The organism is Motilimonas cestriensis, from assembly GCF_021295315.1.
Classification (GTDB): Bacteria; Pseudomonadota; Gammaproteobacteria; order Enterobacterales; family CBDFNC01; genus Motilimonas; species Motilimonas cestriensis.
The window spans coordinates 18037-41919 of the sequence record NZ_JAIMJA010000024.1 but is presented as its reverse complement, the minus strand read 5'-3'; the positions used below and the strand labels follow the sequence as shown (position 1 = coordinate 41919).

General features: G+C 45.1%; 22 protein-coding genes. 17 read left to right on the top strand and 5 right to left on the bottom strand.

All coding sequences use genetic code 11. The annotated features are described in order from the left end of the window. The first annotated feature begins 5 nt into the window (after positions 1-5). From ispG to K6Y31_RS18470, 6 genes are all read left to right on the top strand, one after another. Positions 6-1121 (top strand): flavodoxin-dependent (E)-4-hydroxy-3-methylbut-2-enyl-diphosphate synthase, encoded by a 1116-nt coding sequence (gene ispG, locus K6Y31_RS18495; protein WP_233054460.1) that lies wholly within the window; start codon positions 6-8, stop codon positions 1119-1121. Between the two features lie 97 nt (positions 1122-1218). Then, a complete protein-coding gene (hisS, locus tag K6Y31_RS18490; protein WP_233054458.1) occupies positions 1219-2499 on the top strand; it encodes a histidine--tRNA ligase in 1281 nt (426 codons plus the stop codon). Between the two features lie 11 nt (positions 2500-2510). Then, positions 2511-3161: a YfgM family protein gene (locus K6Y31_RS18485; protein WP_233054457.1), complete on the top strand. Its 651-nt coding sequence runs from the start codon at positions 2511-2513 to the stop codon at positions 3159-3161. After that, complete coding sequence (bamB, locus tag K6Y31_RS18480; protein ID WP_233054455.1) at positions 3154-4335, top strand: outer membrane protein assembly factor BamB; 1182 nt, start codon at positions 3154-3156, stop codon at positions 4333-4335. Before K6Y31_RS18485 ends, bamB begins: the two co-directional genes overlap by 8 nt. Before the next feature lie 73 nt (positions 4336-4408). Continuing rightward, on the top strand, positions 4409-5878 hold the full coding sequence (gene der, locus K6Y31_RS18475) for a ribosome biogenesis GTPase Der (protein WP_233054453.1): 1470 nt from the start codon (positions 4409-4411) through the stop codon (positions 5876-5878). A 12-nt stretch (positions 5879-5890) separates the two neighbouring features. Continuing rightward, complete coding sequence (locus K6Y31_RS18470; RefSeq protein ID WP_233054451.1) at positions 5891-6124, top strand: zinc ribbon domain-containing protein; 234 nt, start codon at positions 5891-5893, stop codon at positions 6122-6124. 68 nt (positions 6125-6192) lie between these two features. On the opposite strand, the gene K6Y31_RS18465 is transcribed toward K6Y31_RS18470, so the two are convergent. Continuing rightward, positions 6193-6378: a hypothetical protein gene (locus K6Y31_RS18465; protein WP_233054450.1), complete on the bottom strand. Its 186-nt coding sequence runs from the start codon at positions 6376-6378 to the stop codon at positions 6193-6195. Between the two features lie 161 nt (positions 6379-6539). Continuing rightward, positions 6540-7856: an exodeoxyribonuclease VII large subunit gene (xseA, locus tag K6Y31_RS18460; protein WP_233054448.1), complete on the bottom strand. Its 1317-nt coding sequence runs from the start codon at positions 7854-7856 to the stop codon at positions 6540-6542. Positions 7857-8034: 178 nt separating this feature from the next. Here xseA and guaB point away from each other — a divergent pair, with 178 nt between their 5' ends. The 3 genes from guaB (at position 8035) to K6Y31_RS18445 (ending at position 12201) form a co-directional block, all read left to right on the top strand. Then, entirely contained in the window at positions 8035-9498 is a 1464-nt protein-coding gene (gene guaB, locus K6Y31_RS18455; RefSeq protein WP_232800967.1) for an IMP dehydrogenase, read from the top strand. 77 nt (positions 9499-9575) lie between these two features. Continuing rightward, positions 9576-11156: a glutamine-hydrolyzing GMP synthase gene (gene guaA / locus K6Y31_RS18450; RefSeq protein WP_233054446.1), complete on the top strand. Its 1581-nt coding sequence runs from the start codon at positions 9576-9578 to the stop codon at positions 11154-11156. A gap of 283 nt (positions 11157-11439) precedes the next feature. Continuing rightward, positions 11440-12201 carry an IS5 family transposase gene (locus K6Y31_RS18445; RefSeq protein WP_233054444.1) on the top strand — a complete coding sequence of 254 codons (762 nt, stop codon included), beginning with the start codon at positions 11440-11442 and terminating at the stop codon, positions 12199-12201. Positions 12202-12283: 82 nt separating this feature from the next. On the opposite strand, the gene K6Y31_RS18440 is transcribed toward K6Y31_RS18445, so the two are convergent. The 3 genes from K6Y31_RS18440 to K6Y31_RS18430 all read right to left on the bottom strand — a co-directional run bounded on the left by K6Y31_RS18440 (position 12284) and on the right by K6Y31_RS18430 (position 16714). Further along, the gene (locus K6Y31_RS18440; RefSeq protein WP_345790271.1) at positions 12284-12538 is read right to left on the bottom strand and encodes an IS66 family transposase; all 255 of its coding nucleotides are present in this window, start codon (positions 12536-12538) and stop codon (positions 12284-12286) included. Between the two features lie 265 nt (positions 12539-12803). Further along, on the bottom strand, positions 12804-13508 hold the full coding sequence (locus K6Y31_RS18435; RefSeq protein WP_233054440.1) for a hypothetical protein: 705 nt from the start codon (positions 13506-13508) through the stop codon (positions 12804-12806). Beyond that, positions 13508-16714, bottom strand: a complete 3207-nt coding sequence (locus tag K6Y31_RS18430) for an Lcl domain-containing protein (RefSeq protein WP_233054439.1) — start codon at positions 16712-16714, stop codon at positions 13508-13510. Before K6Y31_RS18430 ends, K6Y31_RS18435 begins: the two co-directional genes overlap by 1 nt. Positions 16715-17037: 323 nt before the next feature. Between K6Y31_RS18430 and K6Y31_RS18425 the strand changes: the two genes are divergently transcribed. The 8 genes from K6Y31_RS18425 to K6Y31_RS18390 are packed head-to-tail and all read left to right on the top strand — an operon-like array spanning position 17038 to position 23880. Further along, the gene (locus K6Y31_RS18425) at positions 17038-17241 is read left to right on the top strand and encodes a Flp family type IVb pilin (protein WP_233054437.1); all 204 of its coding nucleotides are present in this window, start codon (positions 17038-17040) and stop codon (positions 17239-17241) included. Then, positions 17234-17677 (top strand): A24 family peptidase, encoded by a 444-nt coding sequence (locus K6Y31_RS18420; protein ID WP_233054435.1) that lies wholly within the window; start codon positions 17234-17236, stop codon positions 17675-17677. The genes K6Y31_RS18425 and K6Y31_RS18420 overlap by 8 nt, the downstream gene beginning before the upstream one ends. A 5-nt stretch (positions 17678-17682) precedes the next feature. After that, complete coding sequence (gene cpaB / locus K6Y31_RS18415; protein WP_233054433.1) at positions 17683-18576, top strand: Flp pilus assembly protein CpaB; 894 nt, start codon at positions 17683-17685, stop codon at positions 18574-18576. 3 nt (positions 18577-18579) lie between these two features. Then, entirely contained in the window at positions 18580-19959 is a 1380-nt protein-coding gene (locus K6Y31_RS18410; protein WP_282560207.1) for a type II and III secretion system protein family protein, read from the top strand. Beyond that, complete coding sequence (locus tag K6Y31_RS18405; RefSeq protein WP_233054431.1) at positions 19949-20530, top strand: hypothetical protein; 582 nt, start codon at positions 19949-19951, stop codon at positions 20528-20530. The genes K6Y31_RS18410 and K6Y31_RS18405 overlap by 11 nt, the downstream gene beginning before the upstream one ends. 2 nt (positions 20531-20532) lie before the next feature. Then, complete coding sequence (locus tag K6Y31_RS18400) at positions 20533-21654, top strand: CpaE/TadZ family protein (RefSeq protein WP_233054429.1); 1122 nt, start codon at positions 20533-20535, stop codon at positions 21652-21654. A 4-nt stretch (positions 21655-21658) separates the two neighbouring features. After that, positions 21659-22987 carry a TadA family conjugal transfer-associated ATPase gene (locus tag K6Y31_RS18395; protein WP_233054426.1) on the top strand — a complete coding sequence of 443 codons (1329 nt, stop codon included), beginning with the start codon at positions 21659-21661 and terminating at the stop codon, positions 22985-22987. Next, entirely contained in the window at positions 22984-23880 is an 897-nt protein-coding gene (locus K6Y31_RS18390) for a type II secretion system F family protein (RefSeq protein ID WP_233054424.1), read from the top strand. Before K6Y31_RS18395 ends, K6Y31_RS18390 begins: the two co-directional genes overlap by 4 nt. Positions 23881-23883 lie beyond the last annotated feature (3 nt).

Below are 23883 nucleotides of genomic sequence, written 5' to 3'. Positions count from 1 at the left end.
AAATCATGCATCATACTTCTCCTATTATTCGCCGTAAGAGCACTCAAATAATGGTTGGTAATGTGCCGGTAGGGGGAGACGCTCCCATCGCAGTGCAATCGATGACCAACACGCGTACTACCGACGTTGATGCGACCGTTAAACAAATTAAAGCCCTTGAAGATGTCGGGGCTGATATTGTTCGCGTGTCAGTGCCAACCATGGATGCAGCAGAAGCGTTTAAGCTGATTAAACAGCAAGTGAATGTGCCGCTGGTGGCGGATATTCATTTTGACTACCGCATCGCCCTTAAAGTGGCAGAATATGGCGTAGACTGTTTACGGATTAATCCCGGTAATATCGGCCGAGAAGATAGAATTCGTGCAGTTGTGGATTGTGCGCGAGATAAAAATATTCCCATCCGTATTGGTGTGAATGGCGGCTCTTTAGAGCGAGACATTCAAGAAAAATATGGTGAGCCAACCGCTGAAGCGTTGCTGGAGTCAGCCATGCGCCATGTTGATATTTTGGACCGCCTTAACTTTGACCAATTTAAGGTCAGCGTAAAAGCATCGGATGTGTTTTTAGCGGTCGGCGCATACCGTTTACTGGCTAAGCAAATTGTGCAGCCGTTACACCTTGGTATTACCGAAGCGGGTGGATTGCGTAGTGGCTCGGTTAAATCTGCCGTTGGTCTTGGTATGCTATTGGCTGAAGGTATTGGTGATACGCTGCGCGTTTCTCTTGCGGCCGATCCAATCGAAGAAATAAAAGTGGCTTACGACATTCTAAAGTCTTTGCGCATTCGTAGCCGCGGCATCAACTTTATTGCTTGTCCTAGCTGCTCTCGTCAAGAATTTGATGTTATTAATACGGTTAATGCACTTGAGCAGCGTTTAGAAGATGTTTCTACCGCGCTAGATGTGTCAATCATCGGCTGTGTGGTCAACGGCCCAGGTGAAGCCTTGATCTCTGATTTAGGCATCACAGGCAGTAGCAACCGCAGTGGTTATTACGAAGATGGCGTAAGGCAAAAAGAACGCTTTGACAACGATAATCTAGTGGATTTGTTAGAAGCAAAAATACGCGCACGTATTTCTACGATGGATCCGAGTAAAAAAATCGATATTCTTAACCGCTAAACTGCATTTCTGCTTAAGCCAGGTTTTACCTGGCTTTCAAAAATCCCTATAATGCCCATAATTTCAAGCCCATCATCATTAAATAACGGACTCTCTAGTGGCCAAATCGATCCAAGCTATTCGCGGGATGAACGATTGTTTACCCGAACAAACGCCCGTGTGGCAAAAAGTAGAAAATATTCTTAAGCAAGTAGTAAGCAGTTACGGTTATTCTGAAATTAGAATGCCCATCGTTGAAAGCACGCATTTATTTAAGCGCTCAATTGGTGAAGTGACGGACATTGTTGAAAAGGAAATGTACACCTTTGATGATCGCAATGGTGACAGTTTAACACTGCGACCAGAGGGCACGGCTTCTTGTGTTCGCGCGGGCAATGAACATGGTCTGCTATATAATCAAGAACGTCGTTTATGGTATATCGGGCCAATGTTCCGCCATGAACGCCCACAAAAAGGCCGCTATCGTCAGTTCCACCAGTTTGGTGTTGAGGTGTTCGGCATGGCCAGCGCAGACATTGATGCTGAAGTGATCTTAATGACGGCGCAGTTTTGGCAACAGCTGGGATTAACAGATCACGTTGAATTGCAACTGAACTCACTGGGCTCAAACGAAGCGCGCGCGATTTATCGTGATGCGCTAGTGGCGTTTTTAACCGAGCACGAATCAGCATTAGATGAAGACAGCAAACGTCGCATGCATACTAACCCATTGCGCGTATTAGATTCTAAGAGTGCGGCCGTACAAGCCATTTTAGTGGATGCGCCGAAGTTATCTGACTATTTAGACCAAGAGTCAAAAGATCACTTCGCAAAGTTATGCCAAATTCTCGATGCTGCAGGCGTTAAGTACGTGGTTAATGAGAAAATTGTGCGTGGTTTAGATTACTATAATCGCACGGTGTTCGAATGGGTAACAGAAAGCCTTGGTTCACAAGGGACCGTCTGTGCGGGTGGTCGTTATGATGGTTTAGTTGAGCAAATTGGTGGCAAAGCTACTCCTGCTGTCGGCTTTGCTATGGGCCTAGAGCGTTTAGTGTTAATGCTAGATACATTGGATTTAAACCAAGATATTGCCCCTGAAGTGGATGTTTATTCCGTATTAGTGGGCGAGGGCACAGATATTCAAGGCATGCTACTCACTCAGCAATTGCGCCAAACGTTGCCAAGTATTAAAGTGATGAACCATTGCGGCGGCGGAAACTTTAAAAAGCAAATGAAGCGCGCTGACAAATCCGGTGCCCGTATTGCGCTGATCTTAGGTGAATCTGAAATGGAAACCAATCAGGTCACGGTAAAAGATCTAACAGGGAAGAACGAACAACAAACCGTTGCACAATCAGCATTAGCTGAAGTTGTCGCAACGATGCTTGAGAATTAAGGGGTATTAAAGTGGTAGGTTACGAAACCGAAGAACAACAAGTTGATGCAATAAAAAACTGGTGGAAAGAAAACGGCACCGCCGTTATTTTTGGTACCGTGATTGGCTTAGGTTCGCTATGGGGCTGGCGTTTTTATAACGAGCAAAAAATTGCTAATCAAGAACAAGCGTCGCAAGCTTACACTCAAGCCATGACAACCCTTGAAGCAGGCTCAGAAGATGCAATCAGCAGCACTCAAGCATTTATTGATAGCAATGCTGATAACAACTATGGCGCATTAGCAGCCCTTATGCTTGCTAAAGTAGCCGTTGATAAAGGTGATTTTGAACTGGCGCTATCGCAATTAGCTTGGGTTAAGAAAAACAAAGTTAGCGAAGTGCTACTGCCGACCGTCAACTTACGTTTGGCACGTGTGCAAACTGAGTTAAAGCAATTTGATGCCGCATTAGCGACATTAGCTGAAATTAAAGATGATGCTTTCAAAGCGAAAGCGGAAGAAGCCAAAGGCGATATTTTATTGCTACAAGGTAATGCGCAAAAAGCACGTGCGGCATATCAGGCAGCTGTGTTAGCCGGAGGTAATACGGGTAATCCAGCATTACAAATCAAACTTGACGACTTAGCTGAAACAACGCTAGCGGATGAGGTTGTTAATGGATAATTGGTTGAAAAAGTTCACTCTTGGTTGCGCGGCAGTGGCGCTACTGCAAGGGTGTTCTTTGTTCGATTCAGAAAAAGATAGCGTGGTGATGGCTGAATTACCTGTGATCACGCAATCTTATGAGCCGCAGAAACAATGGCAAGCCTCCGTCGGGGATGGTGTTGAACACTACTATTCTCAACTTCGGCCAGCTTTCATCGATAGTCAAATTTTTGTGGCAGATCGTGAAGGGATCGTTAAGGCGCTAGATGTTAGTACGGGTAACGAACTTTGGAAGATTGACCTCAGCGAACATGAAGCCAATGCCCTTAACAAAGGTGCGCGCATCTCGGGAGCCATAAGTGCTAGTTTTGATGCTATTTACTTAGGCACTGAAAATGCTCAGTTGTTTGCCATTGATGCTGAAACGGGGGAAGTACGTTGGGTAGCTAATACCGGCGGCGAAGTAATTGCTAAACCTTTGCTAGAGGGCGGTAAAGTTATTGTTCATAATAGCCGTGGCGATCTTTATGCTTTTCAAGAATACAACGGCGAAAAGCTGTGGCAATTAACATTAGACCAACCCGCTTTAACTTTACGTAGCTCATCAGAGCCTATTGAGGCAGGCGGTGCAGTGCTTTATGGTCGCGCTGATGGTAAATTTGCTGCTGTTTTTGCTGAAAATGGCATGCCCATTTGGGAGCGTAGAGTAGCTGTGCCAAAAGGCGCAACCGAGTTAGACCGAATTGTTGATGTTGATGCCAAGCCATTAGTGGTTGGCACTACCGCGTACGTCATCGCTTACAACGGAGAGTTACTTGCTATTGATTTACAAAGTGGTGAAACGTTATGGAAACGTAGCTATTCTGCTTACAATTCAATGGATATCGCCGGATTTACCCTTTATTTAACTGATGATAAAGGGCACATTTATGCCGTTGACCGCCGTACTGGCGCGCAAATATGGAGCAACACTCAGTTAGAGTATCGTAATCTCACCGCGCCTTTGGTTGCTGGTGAGTATATTTTAGTGGGCGACGCTGAAGGTTATTTACACTGGCTAAATCGTGACGGAAAGTTTGTTGCACAGCAAGAATTAGATAGCGATGGTTTATACACAGTTCCAGTGCTTTATCAGGATAAAGTAATAGTACAAACACGCAGTGGTAAAGTGATTGCGTTAAGTAAACCGTAAAAACTAAAGCGTTATCATATTGTTAAATGGCTCCTTATTGTAAGGGGCCTTTGTTATTTATAGGATTATATAGATGTTACCTGTGCTCGCACTTGTAGGACGCCCTAATGTAGGCAAGTCCACCTTGTTCAACCGATTAACTCGCACTCGTGATGCGTTAGTAGCTGATTTTCCCGGCTTAACACGAGACCGCAAATATGGCCAGGCTAACGTTGCAGACCACCAGTTTATTGTTGTTGATACCGGCGGTATCACGGGCGATGAAGAGGGCATTGATGCTTTGATGGCAGGACAATCTCTTCAAGCGATCGAAGAAGCCGATGCCGTATTTTTCTTAGTGGACGCTCGTGCAGGTTTAACAGTAGCGGATGAAGCTATTGCGATGCATCTGCGTAAACAAGACAAAAAAGTATTCTTGGTGGCCAATAAAACTGACGGTATCGATGCGGATTCGGCAGTGGGTGAATTTTATAAAATGGCCCTAGGCGAGGTTTACCAAATTGCTGCCGCTCATGGTAAAGGGGTACGCTCTTTAATCGAGAAGGCGTTCGATGATTTTGATATTGTCCAACCTGAGCCAGAGCCAGAAGAGCATGATTTTAGTGAGCTAGACCTTGAGCAACTTGATGCGATTGAAGAAGCTGAAATTGCCGAGCAAGAGCAAGCCTTTGCTGACATGCCGATTAAACTGGCTATTATTGGCCGTCCTAATGTGGGTAAATCAACACTAACCAACCGCATTTTAGGTGAAGAGCGCGTGATTGTGTATGATGCGCCCGGTACCACTCGTGACAGTATCTACATCCCCATGCAACGCGATGATCAAGAGTATGTATTAATTGATACCGCGGGGGTGCGCCGTCGTAAAAAGGTTTATGAAACAGTAGAGAAATTTTCTGTAATCAAAACCTTAAAGGCGATAGAAGATGCCAACGTGGTGATGCTGATCATTGATGCTCGTGAAAATATCTCTGACCAAGACTTAAGCTTATTAGGTTATACCCTAAATGCTGGCCGCTCACTGATAGTGGTGGTGAATAAATGGGATGGTATTGATTCTGAAGTGAAAGATCGCGTTAAAAGTGAGCTTGACCGTCGTCTAGGTTTTATTGATTTTGCTCGAGTGCATTTTATCTCTGCGCTGCACGGCACAGGTGTGGGTCACTTATTTGAATCGGTACAAGAAGCTTATACATCTGCGACTAAGCGTGTGTCAACCTCGATGTTGACGCGAATCATGCAAATGGCAGCGGAAGATCATCAGCCGCCCATGGTGAAAGGTCGCCGCGTTAAGCTGCGTTATGCTCATGCTGGTGGTTACAATCCTCCGCGCCTTATTGTGCATGGTAACCAAGTATCGGCATTGCCTGATTCTTATAAACGCTACCTCATGAATTACTTTAGAAAGTCACTGAATTTGATGGGCACGCCTATTCGCGTTGAATTTAAAGAGGGTGAAAACCCATTTGCGGGCAAGGTTAATAAACTGACCGCTTCGCAAGAGCGCAAGCGTAAGCGTATGATGAAGTTTCATAAGAAATAATAAGGCATCGTGATGAAAGAATTAAACTGCCCTCAATGTAGCCAAGTAATGACTTACTTAGGTAAGTTCGTTTACCAGTGCCAAGCATGTGAGCAAGACTATCAAGCACAAGTACATTGCTCGTCATGTGGTGATCGCTTAGAGTTGCTGAAAGCATGTGGGGCGGTGGACTTTTTTTGTAATAGCTGTAATGAAATGAAATCGAAATCGAGTGCTGATTATCGTCTTAGTGCGCTCAATGGCTAATTTCATTCACTTCAACTAGCCCACCCCAACTAATGCACTTGCCTTGTCAGGCAAGTGCATTATTACCCCTACAAATCTCTTTCTAGGTCAATAATATCTTGTTCGTGTAGTGCATCTTCCAATTCATGCTCGGCTTCATGCAGCATGTCTTCTGCTTGGTGAAGGTGCTCTTCAGCAAGGTGAATTTTTTGCTCTACTTTATCTTCTTCAGTTAGGTAGTGAGCGTGTGGATGATTTTTGGTTTGAGTGTCCATTATATGCCTCCAATGTTAAAGAGATAGAGGAGGGCATTGTCCATAACACTCTCCACTTCTTTAATATTAGTGCTTTTTATCAAATTTTTTTTATAGCCGAATAACTCATTGCGCAGTGTCAATGTTTGCAATGCGAAATAAGTTATTGGTATTGAACTTGCTTACTTTACAACGGAACTGATCACACCGTTAGCGACACGAGTCGTTAATATTTCACCACTTCTCACTTGTTCAATCTGCTGTATGACATCTCCAGCTTGGTTACTGGTAATTGAATATCCACGTGCCAAAGTGGCTAATGGGCTAACAGCTTGTAATTGCCCCACCGCACTTTGCTGTTTTTGCTGATGTTTATCCAATAGTGTGCGCATACCACGAGATAGCCTAGCTACTAATTGCTGCTGTTGCAGTTGAAGCTGTGTTACTCGTAGTCCAGGCTGTGATTGGAATAGCTGCTGGTTTAACCGTACAAACTGATGAGTTTGTTGTTTTAAGTGGCTTTGCATTGCTCTTCTCAGACGAGCGTCGAGTTCATCTAAACGCTGCGCTTGAAGTTGCAGCTTCTTCCTGGGTTCATGATATTGCAACTGCTGGCTAATTAATTGAAAGCGACTTTGTTGCTGGCGTAATTCTTGGGTCATCGCGCGTACTAAGCGAGCATTGAGTTGTTGCAACTGATGTTGCCAATGTTCGCTGTTACCACTGAGTAACTCTGCCGCCGCTGAAGGGGTTGCGGCGCGTAAATCAGCGACAAAATCACAAATAGTGACATCTACTTCATGGCCAACTGCACTGATCACTGGAATGGTGGAATTAAAGACCGCGCGGGCTAATGCTTCTTCATTAAAACACCACAAGTCTTCTAACGAGCCGCCGCCGCGACCTAGCACAATGACGTCGACCTCATTACGTTGATTAGCCGTTTGTAGTGTCTTGACTAACTGCGCAGTTGCTGCCTTTCCCTGAACCGCACTGGGGTAAACAATGATCTGGAGCAGAGGATTACGGCGCTTAAGTACCGATAATAAATCATGAATAGCAGCGCCAGTAGCAGAGGTGATTAAGCCTACCTTAGTGGGCGTTGTTGGCAGCGGTTGCTTATGCTGGCTGGCGAACAGTCCCTCTGCAGCCAGTTTAAATTTGAGCGCATCAAATGCTTGCTGCAACAAACCTTCGCCTTCTGGTGCCATTGACTCTAATATCAGCTGGTAATCACCTCTTGGTTCATACAAGCTTAATTTCGCGCGTACTAACACTTGCATGCCGTTTTTAGGCTGTAACCTCACTCTACTATTATTGCCCCTAAACATGGCACATTTAACTTGCGCACTGTGATCTTTGAGGGTGAGATACCAGTGCCCTGAAGTGGCCATGGTGAGGTTCGATATCTCGCCACTGAGCCACACGGTACCTAAGCCTGATTCCAACAATTTTTTAACTTCACCATTAAGGCGACTAACCGTGTAAATGGATTGCAAATTTCAGTTCCAGGTCAATAAATGTGTCGAAGGAAGTGATTTTAACAGCAAATGGTTTATGATGGCGACAGCCATACAAAAAGATGAAAATTTGTGAAAATTGTATTTGTTAAAAGTGTGACAAAGCCCTATAATCCCAACGCAATATTCTACTCCCAACCGATGTTGAGATATTGCAATGCTAAGAATCGCAAAAGAAGCTTTAACCTTTGACGACGTACTCCTTGTACCAGGTCATTCTACTGTTTTACCCAATACTGCCAGCCTAAAAACTCGCTTAACACGTAAAATATCCCTTAATATTCCAGTTGTATCAGCAGCTATGGATACCGTCACTGAAGCTCGTCTCGCTATTTCTTTAGCGCAAGAAGGCGGCATTGGTTTTATCCATAAAAACATGTCAATTGAAGCCCAAGCCGAGCAAGTTCGTTTAGTTAAAATTTACGAAAGTGGTGTGGTTTCTTCCCCTGTGACTGTTACGCCGCAAATGACACTACGTGAAATTAAAGCCTTAACTGAATTACACGGTTTTGCAGGCTACCCAGTTGTTGAAAATGGCGATGAAGTGGTCGGCATTGTCACAGGTCGTGACGTGGTATTTGAAGAAGACTTGGCCAAGCCAGTTTCTGCGGTAATGACGACTAAAGAACGGTTAGTGACGGTTAAACCGGATGCAACACGCGAAGAAGTTATCAAAGTGATGCATGAAAACCGTATCGAAAAAGTTATCTTAGTGGATGATGCTTTCAAGCTTAAAGGCTTGATCACAGTAAAAGACTTTAAGAAAGCTGAGCGTAAACCTAATGCTTGTAAAGATGAGCTAGGCCGCTTACGTGTTGGCGCTGCAGTAGGCTCTGGCGAAGGTAACGAAGAGCGTATTAAAGCCTTAGTTGATGCAGGCGTTGACGTACTGCTTATTGACTCTTCACATGGTCATTCCCAAGGCGTACTTGATCGCATTAAAGCGACACGTGCCGCATACCCTAATTTACAAATTATCGGCGGTAACGTCGCAACAGCAGAAGGTGCTAAAGCCTTGGTTGCTGCGGGTGTTGACGCGGTTAAAGTGGGGATTGGCCCAGGCTCAATTTGTACTACACGTATCGTAACGGGTTGTGGTGTTCCACAAATTACTGCCATTTCTGACGCTGTAGAAGCATTAGCGGGTACTGATGTTCCAGTCATTGCTGATGGCGGCATTCGCTTCTCGGGTGATATTGCCAAAGCTATTGTTGCTGGCGCATCGTGTGTAATGATGGGCAGCATGTTTGCTGGTACTGAAGAATCGCCAGGTGAAGTGGTCTTATTCCAAGGTCGTTCATTCAAACTATACCGCGGTATGGGCTCACTGGGTGCAATGTCTAAAGGTTCTTCTGATCGTTATTTCCAATCGGATAACGCAGCAGACAAGTTAGTACCAGAAGGCATTGAAGGACGCGTTCCTTACAAAGGCCGCCTAAAAGAAATCATTCATCAACAAATGGGTGGTCTACGCTCATCAATGGGTCTAACTGGCTCAGCGACCATCGATGAAATGCGTACTAAACCGCAGTTTGTTAAAATTACCAGCGCAGGTATGGGTGAAAGCCACGTTCATGATGTGACCATCACGAAAGAAGCGCCAAACTATCGTTTAGGGTAATCGCTAAAACAGTTTTATGTTAAATAAGACGGCTTTTCGGCCGTCTTTGTTATTTTTGCCTGGAGCAATTGCAAATTATGAGCAAAAACATTCACGAACATCGCATTTTAATCTTAGATTTTGGATCTCAATACACGCAACTGATTGCACGTCGTATTCGTGAAATTGGGGTCTACTGTGAGCTTTGGAGCTGGGATGTTACCGAAGAAGACATCAAAGAATTTAATCCAAATGGTATCGTGCTTGCTGGTGGCCCAGAAAGTGTTACCGCACCTAATTCGCCTCGTGCCCCTGAATATGTATTTACCGCAGGTGTACCGGTATTAGGTATTTGTTATGGCATGCAAACCATGTCTAAGCAATTGGGTGGCGAAGTCATCAAGGGTGAAGGCGAGGGTGAATTTGGTTATGCACAAATTGAAGTGCAAAACCCATCAGAGTTGTTTAAGTCGATCGAAGATGCGGTTTCTGCTGATGGTAAAGCGCTACTTGATGTGTGGATGAGCCATGGCGATAAAGTGTCTCAAATTCCAGAAGGCTTTGTTACAGTTGCTAAGACCGCAACCTGTCAATTTGCGGCAATGGCGAACGAAGAAAAGAAATTTTACGGCGTGCAGTTCCACCCTGAAGTAACACACACTCGTCAAGGCGAGCGTATGCTATCGCACTTTGTGAAAGACGTTTGTGGCTGTGATTCATTATGGACACCAGCTTCAATTATTGAAGATGCGGTTGCGCGTATTAAAGAGCAAGTGGGTGATGATGAAGTTATCCTTGGTCTTTCTGGCGGTGTTGACTCATCAGTGGTGGCCATGCTTATTCAACGAGCTATAGGTGACAAGCTGACCTGTGTATTCGTTGATAACGGTCTACTGCGCTTAAATGAAGGCCAACAAGTAATGGAAATGTTTGGTGACCATTTTGGTCTCAACATTATTCATGTGGATGCTGAAAATCGCTTCTTAGATGCCATGGCAGGCCAAAGCGACCCAGAGCAAAAACGTAAAACCATTGGCCATGTGTTTGTTGATATCTTTGATGAAGAGTCAAAGAAACTAACCAATGCAAAATGGCTAGCTCAAGGTACTATCTACCCTGACGTAATTGAATCGGCAGCGTCAAAAACAGGCAAAGCTCACGTTATTAAATCGCACCATAATGTGGGCGGTTTACCAGATGATATGGAAATGGGCTTAGTTGAGCCATTGCGTGAATTGTTTAAAGATGAAGTGCGTAAAATTGGCCTAGAGCTAGGCTTGCCTTACGACATGCTTTATCGCCACCCATTCCCAGGGCCAGGCCTCGGTGTGCGCGTATTAGGTGAAGTAAAAAAAGAATACTGTGACTTGCTGCGCCGTGCTGACGCTATCTTTATCGAAGAGCTGCGCAAAGCCGACTTATACCACAAAGTAAGCCAAGCATTTGTGGTGTTCTTACCTGTTCGCTCAGTAGGGGTAATGGGGGACTGTCGTAAGTATGATTGGGTTGTTTCACTTCGCTGTGTTGAAACCATCGACTTTATGACCGCGCGTTGGTCGCATTTACCTTATGAACTCATTGGTCATGTGTCTAACCGCATTATCAATGAAATTGACGGCATCTCACGTGTGGTATATGACGTATCAGGCAAGCCGCCAGCAACCATTGAGTGGGAATAATCCTCCGTCTAGCAAGCACTGGCACTAACAGGCAATAAATCATACTTAAGTCCGCGTAACTGCGGACTTTTTTGTTTTTAGCCGAGACAAATCTAGCACGGTTTGACAGAGGAATATTGGCTTTTGTTAATATTCCACGGTAGCAGCGTTTCGATCTCATCCACTGTTTCTTCGGCATAGGGTAGTCTCGCTAGGGCGTGTTGATCTTTCGTTATGGATTTTTGAGCAGCATGGTAAAGGGTTATAATTTGCTTCGCCAAAAGTAAAACTATAATCCAATACCATGCCGAGACTAATGCTAACTGATCAGCGGTGGGAAAAGCTACTTCAAGTGATGATGAGCTCTGGCCGCATTTATAACAAGCCTGAACATAGAATGACCTTTGAAGGTATTCTTTTTCGATTGCGAACAGGTATCCCATGGCGCGATCTACCAAAAGAGTTTGGTGATTGGAGCGCAGTGTATCGCCGTTTTAACCTGTGGTCTAAAAAAGGCCTGTTAGATATATTATTCAACGAGTTATCAAGAAATGCAGACTATGATTGGGTGTTTGCTGATGGTTCAATAGTCAAAGCTCATCAGCATAGCGCAGGAGCAGCGACACAAGATAGTGAGAGTATAGGAAAGAGTCGCGGCGGTAATTCAACAAAAATCCATTTGGCCGTGGATAGTGGTGGATTACCAATTTATTTCGAGCTATCAGAGGGCCAGAGGAATGATATTGCTCGTGCTGTGAGTCTCATTGATCACCCTAAAGAGGTGAACGTATTTATCGCAGATAAAGGCTATGACAGCGAAGCTTTAAGGGCATACGTTGACTCTAAAGGTGGCAAAACCATTATACCGAAACGAAATTATCGGCAAGATATTGATAAAGAAAGCATGGATTGGTGCCTCTATAAGTATCGGCATTTGGTTGAAAACGCTTTCGCGAGGATTAAACACTTCCGAGCCATATCAACGAGATATGATAAGTTAGCAAGAAATTACGCCAGTATGGTATCACTGGCGTTTGCTATAATGTGGCTGCCTATGTACTGCTGAACAAAATCTATACAGCAAAGATCAACAGACCCTAGCAGATCGTGAAGATACTGATACGGCTCAAGGCCATTTGTTTTGCACTTTATACGAGGCTGTAACACACCTCGCTGGCATGGGCACCTTGCGGGGTATCCGCAAACAGCCAGGCTTTGCGCCCAATCACGAACGGGCGAATAGCATTCTCAGCTAAGATATTGCTGATACGCAGCTCATCACAGGTGCAGTAAACCGTTAGTTTTGTCCATTGATTCAGCATGTAGTGAATGGCAATGTCCGTTAAACTATCTTTGGGCATTTTGTTCACATTGGTGTCGAGGAAGGCTTTATTTCTTTTAATATCGGGATGTTATTGGTTTGCCGGTACGCTTTGATGTTCTCAGTCGTGAAGTCGGTTTACTTCTCGCTTAGGTCTTTAATCTGGCGCTCAATGTCGCAGAGCTTTTTAATTAAGGCGAGAGCCACGTCATGTATAGCTGGTTCCTTCACGGTGAGTCTTTCTTGGTCGAAAGATCTGATCCCAGAACCAGCTTTTAGTTCCCTTATTTTTATCCCGAGTTCAGGTTCATTAAGTGAATGCAGTTTTCAAATAGTTCCTCTCAGAATTATTGAACAGGAATCGACCTGACTAAGCGCAGTAATCCTGGCCACGTATTCACCGTTGAGGTAACACTGTAAGCATTAGAAAAAATAACAGTTTGATAGCCATCCGACGCAACTTTTGCACTGGTATCTGTAGTGAAAGGTAAATAGCGATAAGCATTGCCTTTCATTCTTTGCTCATCCGCAAAGTTTCGTTCAGCTTCGGTAACCTTTGGATCCCACCAATTTACTCTTGTATCGATCATTGCTTGAATTTCTTCGTCGGTTTTATTGATCTCGAATGAAAACGCATGATAAATGGCCGGTGTGCATTTACCGTTAAAAATACTCATTAATTCATGTGTATTAGGCGCACGCCATAAATGAGCGCTCTCACCTAAACGGGCATTTTCTTGCGTTAACGTATCTTCTAGTAATTGGTGTTTATTCTTATCACGCATAGTGCCAATGGGCTGAGCCTCGCCTTCACAACTGGCTAAATCTGCACTCGGAGTTTGACCATACGGGCAGTATGCCCATTGCAATCCAGTGGCTCGGTCATTAATCACCTTGATCATGCCTGCATTGGTCGACAATTCTTGAGTTTCAAAGCGATCATCTGGGTTACTCGTCGGCTCGAAATTTGCCTCACATATAGGCTGGGCGATGGCCGCATTACCCAATAGTAAGCAAGAGATAATTGAGGATAAAGTAAATGTCTTGTTCATTAATTGTTTCCTTGCGTGGTGGTGAAGTTGAAACCATCACTGACTAGCTGAACGGTATTAGGTTTGGTTTTTTTGTCCCAAGCTGTACTGACGTGTAAATTTGGCATCATGCTCATCGCTTTGTTTTCGCTGTGATGTTGCTCTTGTAGCCATAAACCGTGTAGCTCATAGTTAGAGTAGATAAGTTCAGAGAGTGGGAAGTAGCGAGTGTCGAAGTTAACGCTTTGGTCGCCACGAAGATTAGCCAATGAGTAAATTTCTTGCACATTTGGCAAGCGCCAGTTACTCAAGCCACAAAGGTTGCTCTCGTTAACCCACTTTATTTGATTAGCAACGTTACAGACCATAGGATCGCTAGATAAGGCGTCTTGGCCGGGGAGTGCACAGCTACCATTAAAGGTGGCTGGGTCGGCAGTTTCATCGTAAGCAAACTGATTTTTTTCATCGTGAATACTGTAAGGATCACTGTCTTTAAGTTGCTTGCGGGTTTGCCAAACTAAGCCAGTTTGTAAATCTACGGCACAAGCGAAATCAAGTTGCTTCACCGACAAATCTTGACGAGCAAGGGGTTGACTGGCGTGATCTAGTTTTAAATAACGCGCGCCGAGCGCACCATCGCGATCACTGTTGACGGCTTGACCGCTGAGTGGATCACAAGATGTATCGCTGTCACGGCCACGATGGCTGTCATCACTTGCGAGACCAGCAGTGACTTTAGTGTCAGAAATGAATTTTTGCCCCGCTGTATAAGTCAGAGGTGCGCTAGCTTGGCCAACATTAGAGCTTACACGAATTTGGTAAGCCTGCCATTGGGTTAGCCCTTTGATTGTCGCTCGATTATCGCTTACCGTTATGTTGCTAGCGGCTTGGTTTATGTCATTAAATGCTTGAGCATCCCACGCTACTTGGTAGCTTGCCGCGCCAGCTTGAGGATGCCAAATCAGACTGACCCAATAAGAGCCATCGGCAGCCTTGCCTTGCCCCGCGATCCCAAGACCAATAATTTGTTGGTCATTGAGCACGTCAAAACAAACAGCAGCAAGGTGGCTGTTTTCATAACTTTCAAACCAGTTTCCAGCGGGTTGCTGCAACATGAGTTTATCTGTACTGGACTGGTTTAGCAGTGCTAAGCCTTCCGCCATGATGTGGGAGATATTCTTGTCATTATTCTGCAACAAAATTGGTGTAACCGCTGAGTGCTCACCTAGCTTGGTCAAGATATCATTGACGGTCGGGATCAGATTATTGTTCGACAGTCGGCCATATTCACCGCCTTTTTTAATGTTGAGCAGCGCTAGTAAATCGTAATAAAAACTGACTTCTTCGGCAAAGCTTAAAGGCTCCCCATATAAGTTTTGTGCGGCTTGCAGGGCGGCCATACTTGCAATCAACTCTGCTTGGGGAGCAGGCAGTGCAGCGATTTTCTCATCGAGTTCGGCAATAGTATAAGGTCGCCAATCACTCGGGAAACCAGCCCCAGTCAAGGTAGATTTAGCGAGTAAAGCGGTGTTAGCTGTGCTTAAAAAACTCAGATTTAAGCGTGAGTATTCTTGGCTCTCTAGCACTCCATTCGCATTGGAATCTAACTTTGCCAGCTCGCACATTGACCCAAGCACGGACCGTAATTCTACGCCGGTTGCTAAATCGGTAGCGACGACAGTGAGGGTATCTTGTACGTTATCATCGGTGATCGCACCCCATTCTTCGCCGCGTTTACCGGGTTGACAAAACTCAAACGTACCAGCCGTGTCCAACAGCGAAAGGTTGACTTGATATTGTCCAGCCGATGCATCGATTTGGTGACTCGTTTTTCCGCTGGCATCAGTGAGTGGTATGCTGATAATTCGCGGTGGATGCTCTCCGGTGTAGTGATAAGAGTCCTTATCTGGGCTGTCTTTTGCACCTAATAACACGCTGATTTTTACTTGTTGAAATTGCGTAGGAAACGCGCCAGCTAAGGATAGGTGTTTAAGGGGTTTTAATGCCAGCAGGGTAGCCTTAAATTCTGACTCGTAATTGGCATTCTTGAATGCCATAAATTGGGTATTGAAGAGCGATTCTATTTCGGTGGGTAAGCTGACATTGGCGGCTAATGCGTGTGCTTGATATGCTTCAAGGGCCGTTTGGGTTGGTGTGGTTAATCGTGATTGTACCAATGCGCTAATTAAGGCGTTCAAGTCTGTACTGATCACAGGAATTGACGCGCCATCTTGATTAGGATGAGTGGCACTTAATAGTGCGGCCAATGACAGCAAATACTCGGTGGTAAACACGGGTCTTTGCTGTATCTCGGCCAATTTCTCTGAGGGTAACTGCACAATTTTATTGGCGGAACTACTTTTATGGAGTGTTTCAATTTGTTGGGCGTTTAAGGTAAAAAATTGTATCTGATCTAGCTGGGCAGCTTGTAAATATGTGAGTTGCTCAGTAGAGAACGCCAGACGTATTTCACCACTGTAAACATTGGGATCCCACGAGTTGGCTTTGTCTTTATTTAGCTCTAGCACGTAATCATTAAGTTGCGTAACTTGCTCAGTATTGAGCGCTAATTTACTTAATGCATCATTGTCTGACAGTAATTGTTTTAACTGGGTTATTTGCGCTTTTGTTGGCGTATCTAGTGCGGCTGGAGTCACGTTGCTGCGGCTTTGGAGCGTGGTGCTTGACTGTTGCAGTGCCAATGTTGACATAACTAAGTTGATTGGGGTGATGTACAGATCGCTGTGTTCACTCACATCAAGCAGTAGGTCACTATTACTGTCGAGTAGCGATAGCTCGGTCCAGCTTCCGAGCACTGAGCGGTACTTTAACGCAGGCTGAGCAATGGAGGCGACTTCAATCACTAAGGGCTGTTCGGTTGGCCACTGACTGAGTTTAGCTAAGTAAGAAAATGTTCCATCTTCGGTGATTGTCGTTTCATCAGCACAGGTGTTACCAGCACAAATTTTTACGTTAAATGGGTTGTTGGTTGCGCCGTACACTTGGCCAGTAATGGTAATTTCACTCGCGGTTGTTGGGGGCGGCGTCACTACGGGTGTTAAATCATCAGGTGCGGCAGTCGGTGTTATAACTGGAGTCGGTGTTACGTGGTTATTGGGAACTGGTGCAGGTGTTGTTATCGCCGTAGTGGTATCACCACCCCCACCACCACAAGCCGTGAGACCAAAGCTAAGAGCCAGCATGATCGCCGAAGGTTTAAATTGCATGTCTATATACCTACTATTGAATTTTTATTCATCTATTTAGAATTAAAGTCCACTTTTACGCCTGCCACCCTTTTAATTTTTTAGAGTTTTTAGCAAAAAATGGTATTAAAAATACCAATTACAATATTGATAATCATTATCATTTGGTAATTTAACCTAAATTTATGGTAATAAGTAGATCTTTGATTGGTTTTTTGGTTTTTATTTCTACATTAGCATTCTGTTTTGGTGTTTTATAAAATAAAAGGTTGACCATATATTTTTGCCAATTATAATTATGATAATGATATTCAATATCATTTGTATTTGTAATGGAGTTTATTTTGAATAAAAAACTATTTCGTTTGTTATCGTGTTACAGCCGTGATGAAAGTGGTGCAACGGCAATCGAGTACGGCATTTTGGCAGCAGGTCTTGCCGCTGGGATCCTTGCCATTTTTGGCGCAGACGGTATTTTTATTACCGCATTAAAAGAGAAATTTTTAGCAATTACAGAAGGGCTTAATATGAGCAGTAGTGGTGAATAACACCCTGGTTGTTAGCCAGTTTTTGAGTTTTACATTGCTGGCTTGGATCGCATACAAAGATCTAAAAAACCGAATAATACCGAATAAAGTTAGCCTGTTGTTGCTGCTAGTTGTAGTGGTTACAGTGCCTTTTCAGATCCAATACTTGCTATTAGCGTTTGTCACGCTAGTAGTGGGTATAGTGCTGTTCCACTATCGTATCTTGGGCGCTGGCGACAGTAAATTGTTAGGCATTTTGGCATACGCCGCGCAAGAAAATGTCGGATGGTTTTTCGTCGTGACAGGATTGATTGGTGGCGCAGTGAGTTTGTTATTGTTGCTATGTAATCAGCTGAATGCACGACAAGCCATCATTATTCGTCCGGTAAATAGCGTGCCTTACGCTATTGCTATCTCCCTTGGAGCATTTTTCACCGTGCCCTATTTGAAATTGTGAACATAATGAAAAAATCCTTATTCATCTTAGCGGCGGTGGTTTTGCTCTCGTTGCTACTTTTGATGGCCTGGTTAAACCAACAGCCCGCCGGTAAATCGCCGGCTACTATTACGCCTCAAGCGGAAACTCCCCCTAGTCCAGAGCGTAATTTGGCTCAAGTGTTAATCGCCAATTACCCATTGCAAGCGGGGGCATTTTTACGTGGCCAAGATCTGGTGTGGCAAACCTTACCTGAATCGAGCCAAGTTCATTTAGATGCGATGTTTTTATATGGCTTCATTGATCCTGCGCAGTTAGAAGGCAGTCTAGTAACTCGTAATCTGGTTGCTGGTCAAATACTTACCGTAGATGACATTATTCGCCCAGAACAAAGTCATTACTTGTCTTCAATGATGTCACCAGGTATGCGTGCAGTGACACTTGCGTTGAATCCCGCAGCGGTTAGTCACGGCTTACTCCGCCCCGGTAATCGCGTTGATATCATTCTTGCCAGTGAAAATGAGTCGGTTAATGATGCACAAGGTCAAGCCGTGCCTAATCGGTTATCTGCTGAGATTGTATTGGAAAACATTAAGCTATTGGCAATTGCGGCGCAGTTGGCCGGCACAGAAAAAATTGTCGTTGAACCAGGTAGCCATCAGTTTGAGCCGGTCAATGTTACGTTTGAGTTAACACCGGACAATGCTGCACGGCTGCTACTCGCCGATCGGTTGGGCGATATTTCATTGGTATTGCGGGGGCGAGAGGATTTAACCATGCCGCGAACAGCTGTACCAAAAATAATTTGGGCACAAGATGTATCTGAAAATCATCATCCTAACAAACAGCCGGGCAAAGGCATTCGAATTTTTCGCGGCGACACGTTAAGTCTCTCCAGCAGTGAACAAAAAGCAGGTTAAGTAATGCGTATTCTACTTATATTTTTCATGTTGCAGGCGTTGCCTGCGAGTGCAAGCAGTGCGTTGGTAAAAACTATTTTGCTGCAAGTTGATCAAAGTAAATTGCTTGAGTTGGATGGAAATATCCAGGATGTGTTTTTAGCCAATCCAGAATTGGCAATGGTACACACTCCGTCTACCCGCAGTGTATTGGTGTACGGTAAAAAAATGGGGTCCACCGATTTGATTGTCGTTGGGAGCGACGAACAAACGTTAGCGCACTTTAGAATTAAGGTTGCGGCTGATATTACGCCGTTAACTCAACAAGCTAAGCAACGTTTCCCACATTTAGCTCTTGATTTCAAAGTGGAAGAAGGCTTGGTTATTGTCTCAGGAGAAGTAGACAACCCATTACAAGCGCACGAAGTGCTCAGCATGGCACAGGGGTTTGCTAAAGGATTGTTTAACGATTCACTAGGTGCAACGCTGGGCACCAGTGCCCCCGTGCAAGCAGTAGAAGGGTCGGCGGTACCGGGTGGTGGCAGCGGTGAGTATCAAAATGTATTGAATCAGTTAACCCTATCGGGCTCAGATCAAATCAATATTTCGATAAGGATCATTGAAATGCAACGTGCCACCAGTGAACAACTGGGTTTGCGTTGGAGTGCGGTTGGTGAATATTTAGAGCTGGGTGTATCGCCAGGCAATCAATTTGGTAATGCAATGGCTTCTGCCAATGGCGTGAAGAAAAAGAACATTAATGCCATTGTGGATGCCTTGGTTGAAAATAGCTTAGTTAGTGTATTGGCTGAGCCCAATCTAACCGCTAAATCGGGTGAAGCTGCCACGTTTATGTCGGGTGGTGAGTTTCCTTTCCCTGTAGACAATGGTGATGATGGCGTGTCGATTGAATTTAAAAAATTCGGTATCTCGCTTGAGCTAACCCCAACCTTAATGAGTAATAAGCGAATTAGTTTAACAGTATCGCCAGAGGTGTCGACCTTGAGCCGTGAGCACAGTGTGTCGATTGCGGGCGTTGAAGTGCCGGGCATTGAAGCTCGTCGCACCACCACTACAATCGAGTTAGCCGATGGGCAAAGCTTTGCGTTGGCGGGGCTAATTCGCACCTATCGCGATCACAAGGTTGAGTCATTGCCTTTTCTTGGTGAGATCCCGTACCTGAGCCCGCTGTTCAGTACCAATAGTTACCAAAATTCAGAAAGCGAGTTAGTGATCATCGCGACGGCACGTTTAGTCGAGCCAACTAGCGCAGCTAATTTGTTACGCAGCCCGCTGGATGAGTTTCGACCTGCGAGCCGTTTTGAACGATTATTTTTTGGTAAGCAAGGTGATTTTAGCAACGCGCCCACTCGTGTTTTTGGGGACTATGGTTATGAATTTTAAGATGGCAACAGTGAATAATACAGCATGGCTGGCATTGCCAGTATTAGGGCTACTTTCAGCGTGTACGCCGATGAGCACAGAGGAGCAAGTCGCGGCGATTGCCCAATATCAAGATCAACTTAACTATCAAGTTGCGTCATCACAGCTGTTTAGTTCGTTGCAGCATTACTTAGCGCCGGTGGCACAACGTAATGAACAAGGTAAAGTGGCGATCCAGTTAACTGGCCCGAACTTGTCAACTGAACAACTGCAACAGCTTGATACGCAGTTAAGTCAATGGTTACAGCTGCCTGTGAGCTTACATCGTCAAACAGGGGCAATGGATTATCAGGTTAATATAGCGGTGACGTTGCAGCAAAATAGTTGCCGCTTTAGTCAATATCAAGAATCTCTGTCAGTGCCCGCCTGCGCGATGCGCCGCAATATGCACAGTGCGCTAGTGAAACCAGCTACTTGGCATCAAGGGGAGGAGTATGTAGTGAGTTCCAGTGCTCTTGATGTGGGCGCAGTACAGCGTTTATTCGATGGCAAAATTAAAATGAGTGATAAACAGCAAGTGACAGGGGATTGATCATGGCCAAAGCAACCACCAAAATGGCGGTATTTGTGTTAGCCAACAGCACTGAGTACGCCCTAAAACTGGCCCTTGCAGAGCAAGATCAAATTGATGCCGCTATCCAGTTAGGCACTATTGCCCAAGCTAAACAGTGGTGTATCAAGCACGGTGCCCCTGATATTTTAATTGTTGATGCTGGAGATTGTTCAGGTTTGGCGTTGGCATTATCCGACTTGGCGCAGGTATGTCCGCCGCAAATGAAATTGTTGGTATTAGGTGATAAGAAAGACGTTAATCTTTATCGCCAATTACTGTTTTCAGGAGTGAATGATTACCACTCGACTCCTGTTGATATCGATGCGCTACGCGCTAGTATCCGCCATTTATTAGGCCAACCAGTAACGCAATCTTTACGCCAAGGGCGGATTATTTGTGTGGTAGGTTGCGCGGGTGGTAGCGGCACCAGTACAGTGGCAGCCAACTTAGCGTGGCTAATGGCTACCGAGCAAAATCAGCAAGTAGCATTAGTCGACTTGGATGTGTTTCATAGCCAGCATCCGATTCTGTTAGGGGTGGATTATGAACCGGCGCTGAACAACATTTTACAGCAGCCTGATCGCATTGATGCTACCTTGCTGGCTCATAGTGCGCATCAAGTGACAGATAAACTGCATCTTTTTTATGATCAAAATAGCCATTTTAGTGATGCATCGGCTGCACAATTAGGCCAGTGTATACATGCTATCGCTGAGCATTACAGTACCTTGATTGTCGATTTACCTGACTTGCGTCAGCCCGCTATGCTGGATGTGCTTGCGCAAGCGGATTTATGTATTTATATGAATAATCTCAGCTTAAATAGCTTTCGTTATTTGTCTAAACTGCAGGCAAGTGGTCAATCACAGCAGCGTAAATTATTGGTCGCTAACCAAGACCGTCAGCGCAGTGGCCGAGTTAATTCCTCCGATCTAGGTAACGGTGCTAATCTTAGCGTTGCCTTAACCTTGCCATTTGAAGCTAAAGCGTTTGAACAGTCTGAGCGCCTCGGTCAACCGATTGCGGCTCAGTCAGGCAAGTTTGCTAAAGGACTGCGCGAACTACTGTCAATGATCTCGATGACTGCTAGCGCAAGAGGATAAACCAATGTTTGGTCAAATCAGTGCCATGAACCAAGGTGCAGTGAGTCGCAACAGTGAACTGTTGGCGATTTCAGACGCCGCGCGTGAAGCATTTTATGAATTAGTTGAGCCGTCGGTTGCGGCCACTTTATCTAAACCTGCTTTAATTTTGCGCGTTACCAGTGCGCTTAATGATATTGCGGGACGGAAAATGCTGCCTTATAACAGCAGTGAAATCGACCGTTTGTGTTTACAGTTAGTCGATGAAATGATTGGTATCGGTCCGATCCAACCATTATTAGACGATCCCAGTGTTTCGGATATTTTGGTCAATGGTGCTAGTACCGTTTATGTAGAGCGTTATGGAAAACTAGAGTTAACGGATGTTACGTTTCGCGATCAGCAGCATGTATTGAACGTGGCGCAGCGGATTGTGAATGCGGTAGGGCGACGGGTGGATGAATCAACGCCGATGGTCGATGCCCGTTTAGCCGATGGTAGCCGGGTTAACGTGATTGCTCCGCCATTAGCCTTACACGGTACGTGTATTTCCATTCGGAAATTTCCAGCCAGTAAGTTGTTGTTATCGACGTTAGTCAATAGTGGCAGTGTATCAGCGGGAATGGCGCAGTTTTTGGCGCTAGCCACGCAATGCCGGTTTAACATTTTGGTGTCGGGCGGCACTGGCTCGGGTAAAACTACCTTGCTAAATGCTTTGAGTAAGCATATTAGCGATGATGAGCGGATCTTAACCATCGAAGATGCCGCCGAGCTGTCCTTAGATCAACCCCACTGGGTCGCATTAGAAACGCGTAATGAAAGCAGTGAAGGGCGCGGCGAAGTGACGGTGAGAGCTTTAGTTAAAAATGCCTTACGTATGCGCCCTGATCGGATTATTTTAGGGGAAGTGCGTGGCTCGGAAGCATTTGATATGTTGCAAGCGATGAATACCGGCCATGACGGTTCGCTGTGTACCTTGCATGCGAATAATCCTGAAGATGCCTTATTGCGCTTGTCTAATATGTTGCAGATGGGCGCGGAAAAAATATCGGAAAACATTATCCGTTCACAAATTGTGAGTGCCATTGATTTGGTGGTGCAGTTGGAACGAATGCGAGATGGGAAGCGCCGGATCACTGCCATTAGCGAGATCGTTGGTATTGAAGGTGAGCAAATAAAAATGCGACCTATTTTTAAGTTTACGCTGACTCAGGCCCGTGGTACTCAGATTGACGGAAATTTCTCGTCCTTTGCTGTGTCGGAATCGTTGATCGAAAAAGCGGCACATTTTGGTCAACACCTTGCGATCCAAGCGTGTTTGAATCCGTCCGAATTGGAGCGCGAGGGATCATGATTTATCTGCTGATCATCTTGCTGTGGGCGGCAACGGTGCTAGCTTATTGGCGCTATCAACAACGCCAGCAACAATGGCAACAACAGCAATTACGTTATGTGCTCACCGAACCAAAATTAGTGCTAACCGCTGAACGTGGTTTGTCAATGCAATGGGCTTGGTATGTGGCATTTAACACTTTTTTGGGCGAAACCAAACGCCGTAAATGGCAACGGATCTTGATTGGATTTGTATTATTGATGCCACTGGTGTTAGTAAGCAATGGCATGAGTATTTTTCTGAGCATGGTGATGAGCATCGCTATTGCGGTGGTGTTTGTAATCTTTGCTTATTACCAATTGCAGCAACGAGCGATGGATAGTTTTCGTCAAGAACTGCCTGATGTGATTGATGGCTTGATCCGCGCCTTGCGCGTTGGCTCTCCTTTGGTTGATGTGTTTGGCATTATCGCGACACAGCATCAAGGTGTGACTGCGCGGCTATTTCATCAGATGCACGATGAGTTAAAAGTAGGGCAAACCTTACAAGAGGCCATGCAACATGCGGCGCAACGGATGCCAATGCCTGAGTTTCGTTTTTTGACTATTGTATTGAGCTTACAACAAGAAACCGGAGGTCGTTTAGCCGATGTGTTACATCGTCTTAGTGACACCTTGCGAGCGCGCCGAGAATTAGCCGCGAGTATTCAAACTATTACCGCCGAATCACGCAACTCAGCCAAAGTGTTGGCGGCGTTACCAGTGTTTGTCACCTTGGTGTTGTTCACCACAGGCCAAGAGCATTTTCAGTTTCTGATGACCACTTTTAATGGCCAAGCCGTGATTTGTTATGTGGTGATTAGCGTGGCGTTGGGGTTGTTTTTTATTCGTCGCATGACGCAATTAAAAGGGTAGCCG